This window comes from Nocardioides insulae DSM 17944, assembly GCF_000422825.1.
Classification (GTDB): Bacteria; Actinomycetota; Actinomycetes; order Propionibacteriales; family Nocardioidaceae; genus Nocardioides; species Nocardioides insulae.
This window is the reverse complement of the sequence record NZ_KE383928.1, coordinates 55,854-73,004: the sequence shown is the minus strand read 5'-3', so window position 1 is coordinate 73,004 and position 17,151 is coordinate 55,854. Positions and strand designations below refer to the sequence as shown.

18 protein-coding genes are annotated in these 17,151 nt (G+C 69.9%); 7 read left to right on the top strand and 11 right to left on the bottom strand.

Annotation, left to right across the window (positions count from 1 at the left end):
* Nucleotides 1-22: 22 nt before the first annotated feature.
* Nucleotides 23-2,074 (top strand): ATP-binding protein, encoded by a 2,052-nt coding sequence (locus tag G515_RS0110525; protein ID WP_051218221.1) that lies wholly within the window; start codon nt 23-25, stop codon nt 2,072-2,074.
* Between the two features lie 82 nt (nt 2,075-2,156).
* The gene (locus G515_RS20795) at nt 2,157-3,617 is read left to right on the top strand and encodes an FAD-dependent oxidoreductase (RefSeq protein WP_051218217.1); all 1,461 of its coding nucleotides are present in this window, start codon (nt 2,157-2,159) and stop codon (nt 3,615-3,617) included.
* Here G515_RS20795 and G515_RS20790 read toward each other — a convergent pair.
* From G515_RS20790 to G515_RS0110500, 4 genes are all read right to left on the bottom strand, one after another.
* Nucleotides 3,591-5,102, bottom strand: coding sequence for an MFS transporter (locus G515_RS20790; RefSeq protein WP_036555377.1), 1,512 nt, complete (start codon nt 5,100-5,102; stop codon nt 3,591-3,593). The genes G515_RS20795 and G515_RS20790 overlap by 27 nt on opposite strands.
* A gap of 130 nt (nt 5,103-5,232) precedes the next feature.
* Nucleotides 5,233-5,631, bottom strand: a complete 399-nt coding sequence (locus tag G515_RS0110510) for a (R)-mandelonitrile lyase (RefSeq protein WP_028660103.1) — start codon at nt 5,629-5,631, stop codon at nt 5,233-5,235.
* Between the two features lies 1 nt (nt 5,632).
* Entirely contained in the window at nt 5,633-5,884 is a 252-nt protein-coding gene (locus G515_RS0110505) for a hypothetical protein (RefSeq protein ID WP_028660102.1), read from the bottom strand.
* Nucleotides 5,881-6,939, bottom strand: coding sequence for a zinc-binding dehydrogenase (locus G515_RS0110500; RefSeq protein WP_342662867.1), 1,059 nt, complete (start codon nt 6,937-6,939; stop codon nt 5,881-5,883). Before G515_RS0110500 ends, G515_RS0110505 begins: the two co-directional genes overlap by 4 nt.
* 92 nt (nt 6,940-7,031) lie before the next feature.
* On the opposite strand from G515_RS0110500, the gene G515_RS0110495 reads away from it, so the two are divergent.
* Entirely contained in the window at nt 7,032-7,943 is a 912-nt protein-coding gene (locus G515_RS0110495) for a helix-turn-helix transcriptional regulator (RefSeq protein ID WP_245565341.1), read from the top strand.
* Between the two features lie 37 nt (nt 7,944-7,980).
* Complete coding sequence (locus G515_RS0110490; protein WP_028660099.1) at nt 7,981-9,024, top strand: zinc-dependent alcohol dehydrogenase; 1,044 nt, start codon at nt 7,981-7,983, stop codon at nt 9,022-9,024.
* Nucleotides 9,025-9,065: 41 nt separating this feature from the next.
* Here the strand turns inward: G515_RS0110490 and G515_RS20785 are convergent, their stop codons facing one another.
* The 4 genes from G515_RS20785 to G515_RS0110470 form a co-directional block, all read right to left on the bottom strand.
* Complete coding sequence (locus G515_RS20785) at nt 9,066-10,055, bottom strand: MBL fold metallo-hydrolase (protein ID WP_211221013.1); 990 nt, start codon at nt 10,053-10,055, stop codon at nt 9,066-9,068.
* A gap of 29 nt (nt 10,056-10,084) precedes the next feature.
* Nucleotides 10,085-10,603 carry a cysteine dioxygenase family protein gene (locus G515_RS0110480; protein ID WP_051218213.1) on the bottom strand — a complete coding sequence of 173 codons (519 nt, stop codon included), beginning with the start codon at nt 10,601-10,603 and terminating at the stop codon, nt 10,085-10,087.
* Between the two features lie 51 nt (nt 10,604-10,654).
* The gene (locus G515_RS0110475; RefSeq protein ID WP_028660097.1) at nt 10,655-11,704 is read right to left on the bottom strand and encodes an alpha/beta fold hydrolase; all 1,050 of its coding nucleotides are present in this window, start codon (nt 11,702-11,704) and stop codon (nt 10,655-10,657) included.
* Between the two features lie 85 nt (nt 11,705-11,789).
* Nucleotides 11,790-12,233 carry a MarR family winged helix-turn-helix transcriptional regulator gene (locus G515_RS0110470; RefSeq protein ID WP_028660096.1) on the bottom strand — a complete coding sequence of 148 codons (444 nt, stop codon included), beginning with the start codon at nt 12,231-12,233 and terminating at the stop codon, nt 11,790-11,792.
* 72 nt (nt 12,234-12,305) lie between these two features.
* Between G515_RS0110470 and G515_RS0110465 the strand changes: the two genes are divergently transcribed.
* On the top strand, nt 12,306-12,725 hold the full coding sequence (locus tag G515_RS0110465) for an organic hydroperoxide resistance protein (RefSeq protein WP_028660095.1): 420 nt from the start codon (nt 12,306-12,308) through the stop codon (nt 12,723-12,725).
* Nucleotides 12,726-12,863: 138 nt separating this feature from the next.
* Here the strand turns inward: G515_RS0110465 and G515_RS0110460 are convergent, their stop codons facing one another.
* Together G515_RS0110460 and G515_RS23075 are read right to left on the bottom strand one after the other, a co-directional pair.
* Nucleotides 12,864-13,136, bottom strand: a complete 273-nt coding sequence (locus tag G515_RS0110460) for a DUF1905 domain-containing protein (RefSeq protein WP_028660094.1) — start codon at nt 13,134-13,136, stop codon at nt 12,864-12,866.
* 360 nt (nt 13,137-13,496) lie between these two features.
* Nucleotides 13,497-14,354, bottom strand: coding sequence for an SDR family NAD(P)-dependent oxidoreductase (locus G515_RS23075; protein ID WP_211221012.1), 858 nt, complete (start codon nt 14,352-14,354; stop codon nt 13,497-13,499).
* On the opposite strand from G515_RS23075, the gene G515_RS23635 reads away from it, so the two are divergent.
* Complete coding sequence (locus G515_RS23635) at nt 14,238-14,684, top strand: TetR/AcrR family transcriptional regulator (protein ID WP_342662866.1); 447 nt, start codon at nt 14,238-14,240, stop codon at nt 14,682-14,684. The genes G515_RS23075 and G515_RS23635 overlap by 117 nt on opposite strands.
* Before the next feature lie 688 nt (nt 14,685-15,372).
* On the top strand, nt 15,373-15,939 hold the full coding sequence (locus G515_RS0110445) for a TMEM165/GDT1 family protein (RefSeq protein ID WP_245565339.1): 567 nt from the start codon (nt 15,373-15,375) through the stop codon (nt 15,937-15,939).
* A gap of 251 nt (nt 15,940-16,190) precedes the next feature.
* Here G515_RS0110445 and G515_RS0110440 read toward each other — a convergent pair whose 3' ends face one another.
* Nucleotides 16,191-16,994 (bottom strand): enoyl-CoA hydratase/isomerase family protein, encoded by an 804-nt coding sequence (locus G515_RS0110440; protein WP_036555371.1) that lies wholly within the window; start codon nt 16,992-16,994, stop codon nt 16,191-16,193.
* Between the last annotated feature and the right edge of the window lie 157 nt (nt 16,995-17,151).

Sequence of the window (17,151 nt, the reverse complement as noted above, 5' to 3'; positions counted from 1 at the left end):
CCGAAGGGATTACGCTCGAAGGATGTCGGGCAGGGGGCCGGCGGCACCCGCCGCGGACGACCGGAGGGGCCTGCTGCGCGGACTCCTCGACGAGGCGCGGGAGCGCGGCTTCGTCGGCCGTACCGAGGAGCTCGCGGCGTTCACCGGCTCGGCCCGCGGGACGAACGGTGTTCGTCTGCACTTCGTGCACGGCCCGGGCGGGATCGGCAAGACGACCCTGCTGGAGGCGATGGCGCGAGTGGCCGTTCGAGACGGCCGCAGTGTGTCCTACCTCGACGCGCGGGATCTGGTCTGTTCGACGCAGGCGGTGGCCGAGGCCATCGGCACGCCGCCACCGGATGTTCTGCTCGTCGACGGCTATGAGTTGCTCGAGCCGTTGGACGGCTGGTTCCGCGAACTGCTCGTCCCGTCACGTCCGGCGGACGGGGTCACCGTCCTGGCGGGACGCGCGGCACCGCCCCGGGCGTGGCTGCTCGACCCGGGCTGGCGGCAGTTGTCCAGGGTCCACCACCTCGACGGCCTCGATCCGGCGCAGAGCGCCGACCTGCTCGCCAGGTCGGAGGTCCCGGCACGAGAGCGCGAAGGTCTCGCCAGACTCGGGCGCGGCCACCCGCTCGCCCTCGCGATGCTGGCCGAGGCGGCCGCGGGCGGGTCGGCACCCACGCACCTGTCCGAGGCACCCGACGTGGTCACCCGCCTGTGCCAGGTCATCGTCGACGACGTACCCGACGCGGCGCACCGCGCCGGCCTGGCCACCTGCGCGCACGCCACCCGGATGACCTACGACCTCCTCGAGCACACCGTCGGGGCGCGTGCGGAGGAGGTGTGGGGCTGGCTGGAGTCCCGCCCCTACGTACGCCGTGGGGCGATCGGCCTGTTCCTGCACGACGTGGTGCGGGAGGTGTTCGAGGCAGAGTTCGCCCACCGCGCGCCCGATGCCTACGCCGACCTGCACCGGCGGATCAAGGAGTACTTCCTGCAACGGCTGGTCGACCCCCGCGCGGTCCACCCAGACCGGTCGGCCACCGAGATCTTGATGCTGCACCGGAAAGGACCCCTCTCGGAGGAGACGGCCACGTTGCGCGACGGCGGCCTCATCCCCATCGGCCGCGCCGGACCGGAGGAGCACGAGGAGATCCTGGGCCTGGTGGCGCAGGCCGAGGGTCCGGAGGCGGCCGCCCTCGCAGAGCGCTGGCTGCACACCCGATCCCGGGTCCTGTACCGGATGCGTTCCGAGGCCGGCGTACTCGCCTTCGCGCTGCAGGTGTACCTCTCCCCCGGCGACCCCTTGGCCGAGGACGACCCGGTGGCCGCGGAGATCCTCCGCGTCGTCCAGGAGCGCGCTCCACTGCGACCGGGAGAGCGGATCAACATCAATCGGTTCGCCGGCGCCTCCGAGGCCTACCAGCGCGATCCGCTGGTGCTCCTGGTCAACGGCGTCTCGTGCATCCTGGAGTGGGCATTGGAACCGGCCGCCTGGACCTTCATCGCCAGCCTCACGCCCGACCTCTACGGAGCCTATTTCGAGTATCTCGGGATGGAGGCGATGTTCTCGGTGGACCACTTCGGTACGCCGGTCGTCGGCTACGGGTGGGATCGGCGACGCTTCCCCGCCACCGAGTTCTTCGAACTCATGGCGCGGCGCGAGCTGAGCGGTGAGACAGGGCCGCCGCCGGCCTCGATGCTTCGCCCGGCGCCCCTGGGGCACGACGCCTTCGCGGCCGCCGTCCGCGACGCGCTGACCGACCTCCGGCAACCCGACCGGCTCGCCGTCTCCCCGCTGACCGGCACCGCCCTCGTCGAGGCCACGGCACCCGCGCCGGTCGAGCAGCTCGTGCAGGTCCTGATCGGCACCATCGCCGACCTCCAACGCGAGCCGCGCGGCGCGGACCACCGCACTGTGCTCGAGCGGACCTATCTCAAGGGTGCCCCGACGCAGGAGGCGGCCGCGGAGCTGCTGGACCTTCCGTTCAGCACCTACCGCCGCCACCTGGCCCGTGCCCAGGAACGACTCATCGAGCTGCTCTGGGCTGTCGAGATCGGCGTACGCCGGCCACCGGTGCGGTCGGACTGAGCAGCAGTTGAGCAGTGGCTGGCCTGGTAGGTGGCCAGCGGTCGGCGCGAGCGTGGGACCCCCACCGACCGAGGAGAGAGCCATGACCGTTCAGCAAGCCCAGCGCGTCGTCGTCATCGGAGCCGGGCTCACCGGGCTCACCGTCTCAATCCTCCTGGCCCGAGGCGGTCACCGGGTGACGCTGCTGGACCGCGACCCCGCACCGGTGCCGGCGCCCGGAGCGACCGAGGACGCGGAGTCCGCCTGGGAGGCCTGGCAGCGACCGGGCGTCAACCAGTTCCACCAGCCCCACCTGATGCTGCCGCGCTGGCGCCAGGAGATCGACCGCGAACTACCGGAGCTTCGCGACGACCTGCTGTCCTACGGGGCCACCCGGACCAACCTGCTCCACCTGCAGCCCGACGCTGCCACCCATGGCTGGCAACCGGGCGATGAGCGGTTCGACACCCTCACCGCCCGCCGTCCCCTCCTGGAGGCGGCGCTGGCGCGGATGGCGCAGTCCCAACCCGGCCTGATCGTGCACCGAGGCGCCCGGGCGACCGGCCTGGTGGTCGACTACGGCTCCACCCTCCCGCGCGTGTGCGGGCTGCGCACCACAGCCGGGGAACTGCCCGCCGACCTGGTGGTCGACGCGGCCGGACGCCGGACGCCGCTGCCGGGCTGGATCGCTCAGATCGGCGGGCCACCGCCGGCGGAAGAGCGGGAACCTTGCGGTTTCGTCTACTTCAGCCGCTACTTCCGCAGTCCGGCCGGGCCGCCCCGGGGCGCGGGCCCGGTGTTGACCCACCAGCCGTCCTTGTCGGTCCTCACGCTGCCGTGCGACAACGATGTCTTCTGCGTGGTGCTGCTGGCCAGCTCACAGGACCGGGCGCTCCGCGCACTCCGCGACCCCGACGCCTGGCTCGCCGCCGCCCGGTGCAGCCCGACCGCGGCGGCATGGGTCGCCGCGGGCGACCCGGTCACAGACGTCCTGCCGCTGGCCGGACTCGAGGACGTACGCCGCAGCTACCTGCGCGACGGCGTCCCGGTCGCGACCGGGATCGTGGCGGTCGGGGACAGCGCCGCGGCGACCAACCCGTCACTCGGACGGGGCGCGACGATCGGGGCGATCCACGCGATCGCACTGCGCGACACGCTGGCCGAGGCTCCCCGGGACCCCACCGACGTCGTCACCGCGTTCGAGGAAGCCACCGCCGCCCGGGTGCGGCCGTGGGTCGAGGCGACGACCCGCTTCGATCGCCATCGACTCGGCGAACTCACCGCAGACCTGGCCGGCACGCCGTACCTGACCGAGGACCCGACCTGGGCGGTGACGACGGCACTGCTGTCCGGCGCGGCCGCGGACCCCGTGCTCGCCCGCGCGGCAGGGCGCATCTCGGGGATGCTTGCCACACCGCCCGAGGCGCTCGCCGATGCTACCGTGATGGCCCACCTCCGACCCCACCTCGGCAGCGCGCGCTACCCGCAGCAGGGCCCGACCCGGGGGGACCTGCTCACCGCAGTGGCACAACAGACCTCATCTCGGTCCCTCCGCGCTCGTTGAGGTCCGCGGCAGCCCCGTCGTACTCGTCGGGAGCGTGTGCAGGTGGGCCGAGGCCGAGGCGGCGGCGTCCAGTGCCCCCGCGGTCGCGGCCCGCTGGCGGCGGATGGCGACCACCGCCAGCAGGATGCCGAGTGCGCTGAGGACGACCATCAGCCACGAGGCCGCGCCGAGCCCGGCCGCGAGCGCCTCCGCGGGGTCCGCGCCGTCCTCGAGCCGGTTGGTCTGGACACCGGCGTAGATGCTCGCCGCCAGCGCGGTGGCGACCGCGGCACCGACGTATCGCGCCATGTTGGACACGCCGGAGGCCTCCCCCACCTGCTTCTGGGGCACGCACGAGGTCGCCGCGGACGAGGACGGGCCGTTGGAGAGGCCCATCCCGACCGCGATGGCCAGGATCGGCAGCAGGAACGCCGCGTAGGCCCACGACGCGTCCACGATCCCGATGCCGGCGAACCCAGCGGCCATCAGGACGAAGCCGAACCCGATCACCTGACGCGCGCCCATCCGGTTGGTCAGCTTCGGGACCAGCGGCGCGACGACGACCAGGCCGACGGTGGCGGGAAGGGTCGCGATGCCGGCCTGGAGAGGGGTGAAGCCGAGCGTCGCCGGGTCCTGGAAGTAGAGGCTGAGCAGATACATCAGGCCGTTGATCGTGCCCGCGCCGATGAGGATGCAGACGGTGGCGCCGACCAGGATCCGATTGCGCAGCAGGGACAGGTCGAGCAGCGGCACGGCGACCCGCCTCTCGGTGATCACGAACAGCACCCCGGCGACGATCGATGCCGCGAAGCAGCCCAGCGTCGCTGCCGAGAGCCAGCCCCAGTCGCCGCTCTTGGTGAAACCGTAGATGAGCGGCACCAGGGTCAGCGCGACGAGCGCCGTACCGAGGTAGTCGATGGATCGCGGCCGGCCTTCATCGCGCGACTCCGCTATCGCCGTGTAGGTCAGCACCATGCAGACGACGGCCACACCCGCGTCGATCCAGAACAGGCCCTGCCAGCCGGTCAGGTCGACGAGGACGCCGCCGAGCAGCGGCCCCGCCGCCGCGCCGACCGCGGCTGCGGCTCCCCACAGCGATACGAACCTCAGTTGCTGGTCGCCCGAGGTCGCCACCGTCAGCAGGCTCAGTCCGCACGCCAGGATCGTCGATCCGGCGGCGCCTTGCACGACCCGGCCGGCGATGACCATCCCACCGCTCTCGGCGAGCGCGATGAGGACGCACGAGAGCACGAAGAGCAGCAGCCCGAGCTGGAAGATCCGCTTGCGGCCGAACACGTCTCCGAGCGACCCCGAGGTGATGATCACCGCCGCGCCGACCAACGAGTAGCCGGTCACCGCCCACTGGAGCGTTTCGACCCCCATGCCGGTGTCCGCGCTGATCGCCGGCAGGAGGATGCTCACCGCAGAGGTGTTGGCGTTGACCACCAGGGTGGACAGACAGGTCGCGACCAGCACACCACTCGTGGAACTGCGACCAATGCCCATCCGCCCCCCTCGCTCGCCGCGACCGACGCTAGCCACTTCCAGCCCGGCGCGCTATCCCGGTGCCGTGTCCGGGCGAAGGTTCCCGATCTGGCTGCGCGCGGGCCGCGCCGGCCCGGGTGGCCGGTGCTGCTCAGCCGAGGTAGTGCTCGTCGGTGACGTGTTCGAGCCAGGTGGTCGAGGTGGCGGGGTCATCGGCGTGGTCGATCATGGCGAGGTGCTCCATGAAGGAGTCCGGCGCGGCGCCGTGCCAGTGGTCCTCGCCGGCCGGGCAGTAGATCGTCTCTCCGGCATGGGCGACGATCTTGGATCCGTCGCGGGTGCCCATCCAGGCGATGCCCTGGGTGACGTGGAGGGTCTGCCCCAGCGCGTGGGAGTGCCAGGCCGTCCGGGCGCCGGGCGCGAAGCGGACCCTGCCGACGAACATCCGCTGGCCCGGTTCGCGGGGGGCCGCGATGACGTCGAGCCATACGTCCCCGGTGAACTGGGTCGCGGGATTCTTGATCGTCTCCGTGCGGGGAAGGATCTCCATGTCAGACCTCGATCTCGTGGTTGCGGGTGATGGTGTTGGTGGGTTCCTCGATGTGGGCGGAGTGGGCTCTGCCGTGGCCGAAGGCGTCGGCCAGGGCGGTACGACGCCACTGCCGGGCCCGAGCTGGCGCTCGCCGGGGCGCTCGATGGGCGACGTGGTCGTTGTGCCGGCCCGCTCCCCCGGCCGCCGGGCCGTTGGGGCGGGCGCAGCGGACGGGGGACGTCGCGTCGTGGTCGCTGTGGGTGCTCGTCACGGGGTGACCATGACCTTGAGCGCCTCGCGGTCGTCCATGGCGACGTACCCTGCCGGGACCTCGTCGATCGACACGGTGCGGTCGAAGACCTTGCCGGGGTCGATCTCCCCGGCCAGCACCTGGGTGATGGCCTCCTCGAGGTAGGCACGGACCGGCGCGGGGCCGCCGGCGAGGCGGGCGTTCTTCCCGAACAGGGAACCGAACCCGACCGGAGCCTCTTCGTACTGCGGGACCCCGACGCGGCTGATGATGCCGCCGGGGCGGACCACGCCGTAGGACTGCTCGTAGGCGGGCATGTGACCCACGGCCTCCAGCACGGCGTGCGAACCGAACCCGTCGGTGAGGTCCATGACCTTCGCGACGCCCTCGGCGCCGCGTTCGGCGACCACGTCGGTGGCTCCGAACTCACGGCCGAGGTCGGTGCGGGCCTGGTGGCGGCCCATCAGGATGATCTGCTCGGCGCCCATCTGCTTGGCGGCCAGCACCGCGGAGAGACCGACCGCGCCGTCACCCACGACGGTGACGCTCTGGCCGGGCTTGATGTCGGCCATGTGGGCCGCGTGGTAGCCGGTGAGGTAGACGTCGGAGAGGGTGAGCAGCGAGGCCAGCAGACCCTCGTCTGCGCTGTCGGGGTTCACGTCTGGGACCTTGACCAGGCTGCCGGAGGCCTGCGGGATCCGGGCCCATTGCGCCTGGAGGCCACCGGTCTCCTCGCTCCCGTAGAAGCCGCCGTTGGGACAGGCGGTGTGGAAGCCCTCGCGGCACAGGGTGCAGGTGTTGTCGGCGAAGGCGAACGGTGCGACGACGAAGTCGCCCTTGCTCAGTCCGGTGACCTCGCTGCCGGTCTCCTCGACGACGGCGATGACCTCGTGACCCATCGGGGAGCCGAGGGTGCTGGTGGGCATGGAGTGATAGGGGTGCAGGTCGGAGCCGCAGATGCAGGAGCGGACCACCCGCACGATCGCATCGGTGGGCTGCTTGATGACCGGATCGGGCACGGTCTCGACACGAACGTCGCCGGCGCCGTACATCAGGGTTGCTTTCATGACATCCATCAGACCCGCTTGCGCGGGCCTGCGGGAGTGTCGCTCGTTCCGGGTACTGCCAGTGCCTGCCTCAGCGGAGGTTCCCGACCTACCGTGGAAGCATGACCAGCAACACCCCAGTCCCGGGCCACGGAGGTATGGACCTGCGTGCTGAGATCAAGGAGTTCCTCTCCACCCGGCGGGCCCGGATCACTCCCGAGCAGGCCGGCCTCCCGGCGTACGGCGGGAACCGGCGGGTCCAGGGCCTGCGCCGCGAGGAGGTCGCGATGCTGGCCGGGGTCTCGGTCGACTACTACGTCCGGATGGAGCGCGGCAGTCTCGCCGGCGCGTCCGAGTCGGTGCTCGACGCGCTGGCCTCGGCGCTCAAGCTCGACGACGCCGAGCGGGACCACCTCTACGCCTTGGCCAGGGAATCCGGAACGAGTCACCGACGGAGGAAAACACCGCCGACCACGGTCCGACCGCCGATCCAGCAACTGCTGGACGCGATCACCGACGCCCCCGCGTGGATCCGCAACGGCCGCCACGACATCCTGGCGATGAACCCGCTCGCCGCAGCCCTCTACGCCCCCGTCCTGGACGCCGACGACCGCCGCCCGGCCAACACCACCCGGTTCGTCTACCTCTACCCCGAGGCCGCCCGGGAGATGTTCATCGACTACGACCAGATCGCCAAGGACGCCGCCGCGATGCTCCGGCTGGAGGCCGGTCGCAACCCGCACGACAAGGCCCTGATCGAACTCGTCGGGGAGCTCTCCACCCGCAGCGAGGAGTTCCGCCGCCAGTGGGCCAGCCAGGACGTGCGCTACCACCGCAGCGGCCGCAAGCGCATCCAGCACCCCGTCGTGGGCCGCCTCGACCTCGACTTCGAAGCCCTCGAACTGCCCTCCGAGCCCGGGCTGGCGCTCAACGTCTACACCGCCGCCGCCGGTACGCCGACCGCCGACGCACTCGCCATGCTCGCGTCCTGGGTCGCGACCACCGGGTCGACGAAGACACCGGCCGACCAGTAGGGACGCAGCCCCCAGCGGCCCCACATAGGGTGGAGGCATGACGGGCTCTCGCTATGCGCACGTGACCGACCCCAACACCCTGACGATCAGTGAGGAAGCCGTCCCGGAGCCCGCACCCAATCAGGTGGTCGTCAAGATCCGGTACGTCGGCATCTGCGGCACCGACGTGCACGGGTACCAGTCCCCACAGTTCCTTCCGCCGGCCGTGTTCGGCCACGAGTGGACCGGCACCGTCACCGCGGTCGGCACGTCGGTCTCCACGGTCGAGGTGGGTCAGCGGGTGATCGCCAGTGTCGGGATCGCTTGCGGCAGCTGCGCCTCCTGCGCAGCGGGGTTCGCGGAGATGTGCGACCTCGTCTTCGCCGAGGCAAACGGCGTTGACCCAGCGGCGCCGGCCCACGGTGCCTTCGCCCAGACCGTCGTCGTCGATGAACGGCGGGTTCAGCGAGTGCTCGACGCCCTCACCGACGAGCAGGCCGGACTCATCGAACCCACCGCGGTCACCTTTCACGCCGTGCGCCGGACGCAGCAGCGCCTCGGTGCTCTCGTGGTGGTCCAGGGTGCCGGCCCGATCGGACTGTTGACCGCCCAGCACGCCCGCCACGCCGGTGCCCGGGAGGTGATCGTCGTCGAACCCAATGAGAATCGCCGTGCCGTGGCCGCCGAGCTGGGGTTCACCGCCGTTTTCACTCCGGGTGACGAGTTCAAGGCCCACCTCGACAATGTTTCCTCCGGCCTCGGAGCGGATGTGCTCTACGAGTGCACCGGGGCGGCCGGCCTCCTGCAGGCCTCGGCCGAGATGGTTCGCCGCGGCGGCACCCTGTCCCTGCTCGGGTACCCGATGACCGCCTCCGAGGTCAGCTACGGGGACTGGCAGAGCCGACAACTCACCGTGATCGGGTCGTTGGCCTATACCCACGACGACTTCGTCGGCGCGATGGCGGCGGTTGCTTCGGGGGCGGTCAGTGTCGACGTGCTGCACACCAACACCATCGGTCTGGGCGACCTCGAGTCCGCGTTGTCCGCCCTGGGCGACGGCACCAGCCCGGACACCAAGGTGCTGGTCGACCCCTCACTCTGACCCGCGCGAAAGGCGAACGTCCGCGCTCAGCGTGACTGGGCTCAACGACGGGCGCTACGACGTGCGGGGGCGGATGGGTGCTCAGGCGCGATCGGTCCGAGGGTGAACGTGCTGCCGACCGAGTTGGCCCGATAGGCCCGACCGAGGGAGGTGACCAGCGCGTGATGGCCTTCCCACGAGGTGCAGTGGGCTGGTCCGACGACGGCCGGGTCGATCTCGACGAGCGCCGCGACCGAGGGGGCGAGCGTGGGTCCAGGTCGGAGGTGGAGGCCGCCGAGGACGGCGTGGATCCGGGCGATGCCGGTGAGCCGTTGGGCGAAGCGGACGGTGTTGACGAGGCCGGCATGTGCGCAGCCCGTGAGCACGACGAGTCCGCGGTCGCGGAGGTTCAGCACCACGGCCTGGTCGTCGTGGGTGAGAGGGTCTGCGACCCACGCACCGTCGAGCCAGGCGTACTGCCCGGGGATGCCGAGCTCGAAGTCGGTCTCGCGGTCGACCCGTCCCGTGACCAGCAGGGCGCCCTCGAGCAGGTACGACGGGCCGCGCTCCTCGATGACGAGGTAGCCGAGGCCTTCGAGCGCCCGGCGACTCGGGGTCGGGAGGTCGCAAGAGCCACCTGCGCCGACGATGCGTCGCCGGCGCCAGGCGTCCGGGTGAACGACGAGCGGCGTCGGGCCGTCGAGGCGACGAGCCAGTCCCTGTAGCCCCATCACGTGGTCGAAGTGGCCGTGGCTGAGCACGATCGTCTCGAACGTGGTCGGGTCCAGGCCGAGCCGGTCGAGGTTGCCCACCAGCCCGTCGGGCGAGGGCCCGGCGTCGTACAGGATCCGCCGACGGTGGCCGTCGATCACCACCTCGACGAGGGCGGAGAACCCGTGCTCGGCCCTGAGAAGATCCAGGGTCTGCCCCTCCTGCGCCACCCGGCTCGGCTGGACTGCCAGCGGGGCACTCGCACCGACAGAGCCACGGCGCCGCACGTCATCCTGGTCGGGGAGCAGGGCGTCGGAGGAGTTGTCGATCAAGGTTGTCACGCAGATGCTGTCGACCGGTCGGAGCGGGATCATGCGTCACCGTGGATGTCAGGAGCGAAGATCTTCGCCGCGCCCGTGGCAGGGTCGTACTCGTGTCGGTGTTGGGTGACGATGTCGGTGCCGTACACGTGGATCGACACGGCATCGTGCCCGTCGAGCGCCTCGACCGTGTGGATCGTGCCGCTTGGAACGACGACCGTCGTCCCGCGGGGACTGACCAGGACCCGATCGACGACCAGGCCCCGGGGCGGGTTGGCGCGGCGGTACCTCGTCTCGCGCTCCCTCCCCCGGTACACACCCACCACGGCCCAACTGCCGTGATCGTGGGCCGGACACACGATGCCGGGCCCGAACACCACGGCCAGCACTGACAGCGAGGCCGCCCGATAGAGGCTGTGCATCATCCAGTCCTCGCCGCCGCGGTGCTGGTGACGAGGATCGAGCCAGTCCGTGGGGTCGGCCAGGACCGCTGCGACCACGTCTCGGACCCGCTCCGGCCCGAAGTCCGGTTGAGTGGTCGTTCTCAGGATTCGTTCGATCAGGTCCATTCCCACAGGTTGCGCGGTCCGGGCACCCGGCACATCCGTACCGCTACGCAGTTACAACCCGAACTCGCCCGCGCGGCGGACCAGTTCAACACGCGATCCGATCCCGAGCTTGGCGTAGGCGTTTGCCACGTGCCGCTCGGCGGTCCGTTCGCTGATCGACAGGCGCTCGCCGATCACTCGCGCCGTCAGGCCCTGCATCGCCAGACCGCAGACCTCGCGTTCGCGCCGAGTCAGCGATTCCGGTCCGAACGCCGGACGGTCGCGTCGGCGTGGTCTGGTCCCGGTCACGAACTCCTGGATCTCAGCCAGCACCGCCTGGCCATCGCCGATCCACGGCCAGTGGTCCACACCGGGCAGCTCGACCAATCGTGCGCCCGGGATGTTCGCGGCGACGTAGCGGGAGTGATCCACCGAGAGCCACGGGTCATCGGTGTGGTGCAGAAGCAAGGTCGGTACATCTACCTCTCCAAGCATCGGCCGCAGATCGCTCTCGGCGCACAGGTGGAAGAGCTCCCTGGCCTGGGCGGGACTGGCAGCGGCACGCGCGTGCCGGATGAACCAGTCCCGGAAACGCTCGTCACCGGCGGCCGTGGGGTTCATCGCCTCGATGCCGGAACCCGTGGCCCAGCTTGCGTCGATGCCCGCGAGCGCGGCGGCGTAGAACTCCTCGGTCCAACCCGCGGGGTAGTCGTGCGTGGCGAGCAGCCGGGCGTGCGCCGCCCACAGCACAAGGGACCGCACCCGCTCCGGCTCACGCAGCGCGAAGCTGGTGCACAACCCCGCCCCCACCGCGACCCCGAACAGGGTCGCGCGCTCGGCCCCGACGGCATCAAGGACAGCGCGGATGTCTGCCAGAGCGTCCTCAACCGTCGCCGGGCCCACAGACGGGTCCGACAACCCGGTGCCACGCTTGTCGAACCAGGTCAGTCGACTGAACGACGCCAACCCGCGCAGGAATCGCGCCAACGAGGGCTCCTGCCACGCCAGATCGAGATGCGAGACGAACCCCGGTACGAACAGCAGATCGGGACCGGCACCGCCCAAGACCTCGTAGGCGATGCTGAGGTCGCCGACATGGGCATAGCGCACCTCCCGCCGCATCGGACCAGTCTAGATCCGTGCTTCGCCATCCGATCCCTCCTCGCTGGCTCCCCCCGGCGTCAGGCGTCGGCGTCAGGCGTTGGCGTCAGGCGTTGGCGTCGAGGTGCTCGATGATGTCGTCGAGGAGTCCACGCAGCGCTTGGGCCTGGGCCAGGTCGACGCCGAGAAGCTCCACCACCCCGGCCGGCACGTCGGCGAGGTCGTCCTGAAGTGCGTCGCCGGCCTCGGTGAGGGTGACGACCACCCGACGCTCGTCGGTGGCGTCGCGCAAGCGGGTCAGGAGACCCATGGCCTCGAGGCGCTTGAGGAGCGGGGTGAGCGTGCCGGAGTCGAGACGCAGCTTGGCGCCGAGCTGACCCACGGTCGGCGGCGCATCGCTCGACCAGAGGGCCAACATGGTCAGGTACTGCGGGTAGGTCAGCCCGGCCTCGGCGAGCAGCGGGCCGTAGGCGCGGGTGAGGGCGCGGGAGGCCGCGTAGAGCGGGAAGCAGAGCTGCAGGTCGAGCTCGTGTTGGGGGTGGCGCGGCATGGCGTCAGTCTAGCTCGCAACCAACTCTTGCTCAATTTGATTGTGCACAATAGGCTTGTCCACATGACTGCCATGGAGAAGACCCTGTACACCGCTGTCGCCCACGCCGCCGGAGACGGCCGCAACGGACGCGTGTTCACCGACGACGGCTTCATCGAGGCCGACGTCCGCATCCCGAAGGAGATGGGCGGGGCCGGCGGAGCCACCAACCCCGAGCAGCTCTTCGCTGCCGGCTATGCCGCCTGCTTCCACTCCGCGCTGCGGCTGATCGGCGGTCAGCAGAAGATCAACGTCGCCGACTCGGCGGTCTCGGCGTCGGTGCACATCGGCGCCCTCGACAACGGCGGCTTCGGGCTCGCTGTCGAGCTCGACGTCAGCCTGCCGCAGGTCGACGCCGAGACCGCCCGGAAGGCCGTCGAGGCGGCCCACCAGGTCTGCCCCTACTCCAACGCCACCCGCGGCAACATCGACGTCACGCTCAACGTCGTCTGATCCGTACGGCGGGTGCCGGGGCCGCGGCCCCGGCACTCAGGGTCGCAGGAAGTCCGCGATCACCGGCGCAGAAAGCTGGCGCCGGGGAGAGACGAATGGGAATGCGAGAGCCGGACTCATATGCCCGACGGCACTGTGTCATCGCCTGACGATCGTCACCTCGACGGTGTCACCGATGCCCTTACCGAGGGCCTTCCGGACCTTGGCGTTGAGGGACACCATGTGACCTCCCGCCCCGGTGACCATCGCCCCGACGTTCTCCAGCACAACGTCATCGATGCGCGCGTCGATCCTGACGGTCTTTCCGGTGCCGAGGAACTCCGCAGATCCCGGGATCTCGACGCAACTCCACACGTCGCCCTTGACCTCGACGCCGATCGACGCCGCAAAACTCATCTGCTCCGCACCCATCACCACAGCGTAGGCACCGCCCACCGTCGACGACGTGATTCCACGAGTCCCGCTGGACGGGCTGCCGATTCCCAGTAAGCGGCCGCGTCGAACGCCGCCAAGGACGCGTCGAGCCCCACATGACGATCGGTCTGTGGGACACGGGACAGAAGGAAGTCTCCGAGGCTGACGCGTCGTTCGCGGCGCTATGTCGCGACCCGGTCGGTACGCGGCGGATAGACGCACCTTTCGGCGCGTACGGGCAGGCCGCAGATCCGGATGCTGCGAGTGTGCTCGCCCGCCACTCACTCGGTCCGGGCCCGCGACCCCTGGCTGTGGAGATGCGCGGGCGAAGCCGTTCCGGGTTGGCGGTTGCGTTCGTCAGTTCGGCGTCGGAGTGGTGACGCCGGTGAGTTCTTCAGCCAGCGTCCACAGGCGGGCGGCTGCCTGCTTGTCGGTCGCGGTCTTCGGAAGGGTGACGGCTACGGGGCGTCCGACCAGGCCGTACTTCGGGCCGTAGTAGCTGCCCTGCTCCGCTTCCGGGTCGGTGGCGGCGAGGACCATCGGTCGGGCGCCATCGGCCGGCGTCGACGAGGGAAGGACGCGGCCCAGGACAGTCAGCAGCACCGGAGGGCGTCCGCCCATCGTCGGACCGGAGGAGCTGATGTTGGTGCGCGAACTGCCGGGGTGTGCCGCGGTCGAGAGCAGGTTCCACCCGTTCTGGCTAGCGAGCTCGGCGAGGTGCTGGCTCATCATGAGGTCGGCGAGCTTGGACTGCGCGTACGCCGGGATGGCCTTGTAGCCGCTGGCCCAGTTGAGGTCGTCGAAGCGGATCGTGCCCCGCGCTGCCTGCCCGCTGGACATGGTGACCACACGGGGCGCCTCAGCCGTGAGCAGGAGCGACAGCAGCCGGACGGTCAGGGCGAAGGGGCCGAGGAAGTTGCTGCCGATCTGAAGCTCGAACCCGTCCTTGGTCTCGTGGCGAACCGGCGGCATCATCACGCCGGCGTTGTTGAGCAGCAGGTCGAGCGGACGACCGTCGGCGATCAGCTGACCCGCGAAGACCTGGACGGAGGCGAGGTCGGCGAGGTCGAGGTGGCGGACCTCGAGGTCGCCAGCGCGATGCTCACCGAGATGCCGGATGCCCAGATCAGCCTGAACGAGCTCGCTCGCCGCGTGGGCCTGGCCAAGTCGAACGTGCTCCGCTACTTCGAGACACGAGAAGCCGTCCTCATCCACCTTCTGAACAAGGAGCTCGACTCGTGGGTCGATCAGCTCTCTGAGGCTCACCTGACGGCGACGGGTTCGGCATTCGAGCGTGCGGACGCGGTCGCATCGTGGCTCTCCACGTCGCTCGCCGCGCGGCCGGTGCTGTGCGACTTGATCAGCTCGCAAGCGTCTGTTCTCGAGCGAAATGTCTCGACCGAGCTCGTCGTCGAGCACAAGCAAGCAGTGGGAAGGACGGCGGGGCGGCTTCAGGCGCTGGTGCGCGACGACCTTCCGGAGCTGAGCGCCGAAGACGCCTACGTCGTCATCAGTCACGCCCTTCTGATGACCAGCGCCGTGTAGCCGCAAGCCGAGCCGTCGGACTCGGTCCGCGCCGCCTACGAGTCGCATCCCGAACTCGCCGCGCAACACCAGTCGTGCGAACAGTGGCTCTCAGCATCGCTGTCGCTGGTGATCTGGGGGCTCTTGGCGCGAACGGTCATCTGACCTACGCCGGCCAGCGGCCCAACTCGTCGATACGGGCGCGCGGCCTGTGCAGACGGCGGAAGGCAGCACGTTCGGGTTCCCCCTGGTGGGGGCGGGGCAAGTGGCAATCTGCTTGGTTCGGACTGCTTCGATCGTCCCGAAATACGGATGAGGCCGGTGCAGCTCAGGCTCCCTGCCGGAGCTGAGGCAGCGTCGGGCTGGACGACGTACCAGTTACCGCATTGAGAAACACGTCGTGACAGAGGACAGGTGGCACCCGACGTCCGCGCACCGGCGATGCCGCATCGGGTCACGCCGGCCAGATCATGTAGATGACGAGGACTCGTCGTACCCCTCGGTGCGAAAGGGAGTAGTCCCCAACAGTCGCGTCGACACACTGGCCCACGGGCCCGGCACGACCGGCCAGCACCTCGATGGCGGACGAGACTTTCGACCAGTCCGTAGACACCTATGTCATCGCGCCTGGTCGAAGGGGCCTCCCCGACATGGGCAGCACTCCTCCGGCCAGCGCCGAGAGGAAACGATCCCCGTGTACGCCTTCCTGTTGAGCACAGCCGTGATCTTCGTGGCCGAGCTAGGCGACAAGAGCCAACTGATGGCGATGACCTTCGCCGCCCGCTACCGAGCCCGCGACGTCCTGATCGGTATCACTGCGGCCGCCGCCCTGGTGCACCTGGCCTCAGTCGGGATCGGCTACTTCATCGGAGACGCCTTCGCCGACCACCAGCAATGGATCTCCATCGTCGCAGGCCTCGCGTTCCTCGGCTTCGCGGCCTGGACCCTGCGCGGTGACGAGCTCACCGAAGACGAGGCCAATAAGGCACGCACCAGCCAGGGCGCCGCGATCCTGGCCGTCGGCATCGCGTTCTTCCTCGCCGAACTCGGCGACAAGACCATGCTTGCCACCATCACCCTCGCCACCCAGGAGGGCTGGCTCGGTACCTGGATCGGTTCCACCCTGGGCATGGTCGCCGCCGGTGCCCTCCCCATCGGCGTCGGGGCGGTCCTGGGCAAGCGACTGCCCGAGCACATCACCAAGTGGGGCGCCGCCGCCTTGTTCGTGCTCTTCGGCATCCTCCTCGTCGTCGACGGAATCCGCATGATCGCGTAGTCATCGCCTCTCGGCACACGGCGCGCCCGCGGCGAAATCGGGTGTGCGTGGTCGACTTCCAGCGGCACGAGCGAGCGTCCGCGGGCGCGACATGGGCGGCGCTATGACGTAGGTCGACAATCCCGGTTGCCGATGGGCTCGCGGAGCGCGCCACAGCCGTGTAGCTAACCGGGACGCCGAGTGCGGGTCTCCCCGACCGGTCATCCGGCGCCGGTGGCGGTTTGGGGAGTCGGGGTGAACTGAGGGACCCGTTAGGCAGTAGGGTCGGCAGGCTTTCTGGACCGAAACTGCTCCATGGCGTTGCGATGTGATGCAGTCTCGCCGCCGATCGCCTGGGACCTGAGTTCGAGCTGGAGATGGTCCCGGTAGTTCGACGCGCTGGCGGAGGCGTTGAGGATCTCTTTGGTTTGGAGGATTGACTCGCGGGGCATGGCGGCGAGCTCTCTGGCCACCTGAAGGGCCCGTGCCCGGGGATCCGCGGAGACCTCCGCGGCCAGGCCCCAGGAGACGGCCTCGTCCGCTGTGATCGTTCCGCACCGGTAGAACAGCTCGGTGGCCCGGCCGGCCCCGATGATCCTGGGCAGGAAGTAGGACAACCCCATGTCCCCGGGGGTCATCCCGATGCGGACGAACGGGGCCATGAAGCGGGCGTCTGGAGACACGATGCGTAGGTCGCTTGCCACCGCCAGGGCGAAGCCAGCGCCGACGGCGTGTCCCTGGATTGCGGCCACGACCGGTTGGGGAATTTCCCTGAGCGCGCGGATGACCTGGGCCATGGTGCGATTGACCATCATCTTCTCCTCCATGGTCCTGCTGGGGGCGGAGGACCCCATGTCCTTCCCCGAGCAGAAGGAACGACCGTTGCCGGCCAGGACGAGGGCGCCGCAGCGGTCGTCAGCTCCGGCTTCGAGCAACACAGTGGCGAGCTTCGTCATCATTTCACTATCGACAGAATTGAGGCTCCGCGGGCGATTCAGAGTGATGGTCACGACCGACTCTGTCTGCTCGACCATAATGTCTGCCGACAATTCCGAACGCGCTTCCTGGGTGCTCATTGCTGGGCATTCCTCTCGTTGAAGAATTCGTGCTTCGGTGTCGCCGCCATCCCGCCGGGGGCGCTGGTGGGACCCACTATTGACGATAGTCGCACGATCGTGCAACTATCCGGCGTGATCGCCGTCACGTGGATCCGGGTCGTGACTGAAGCCGCCC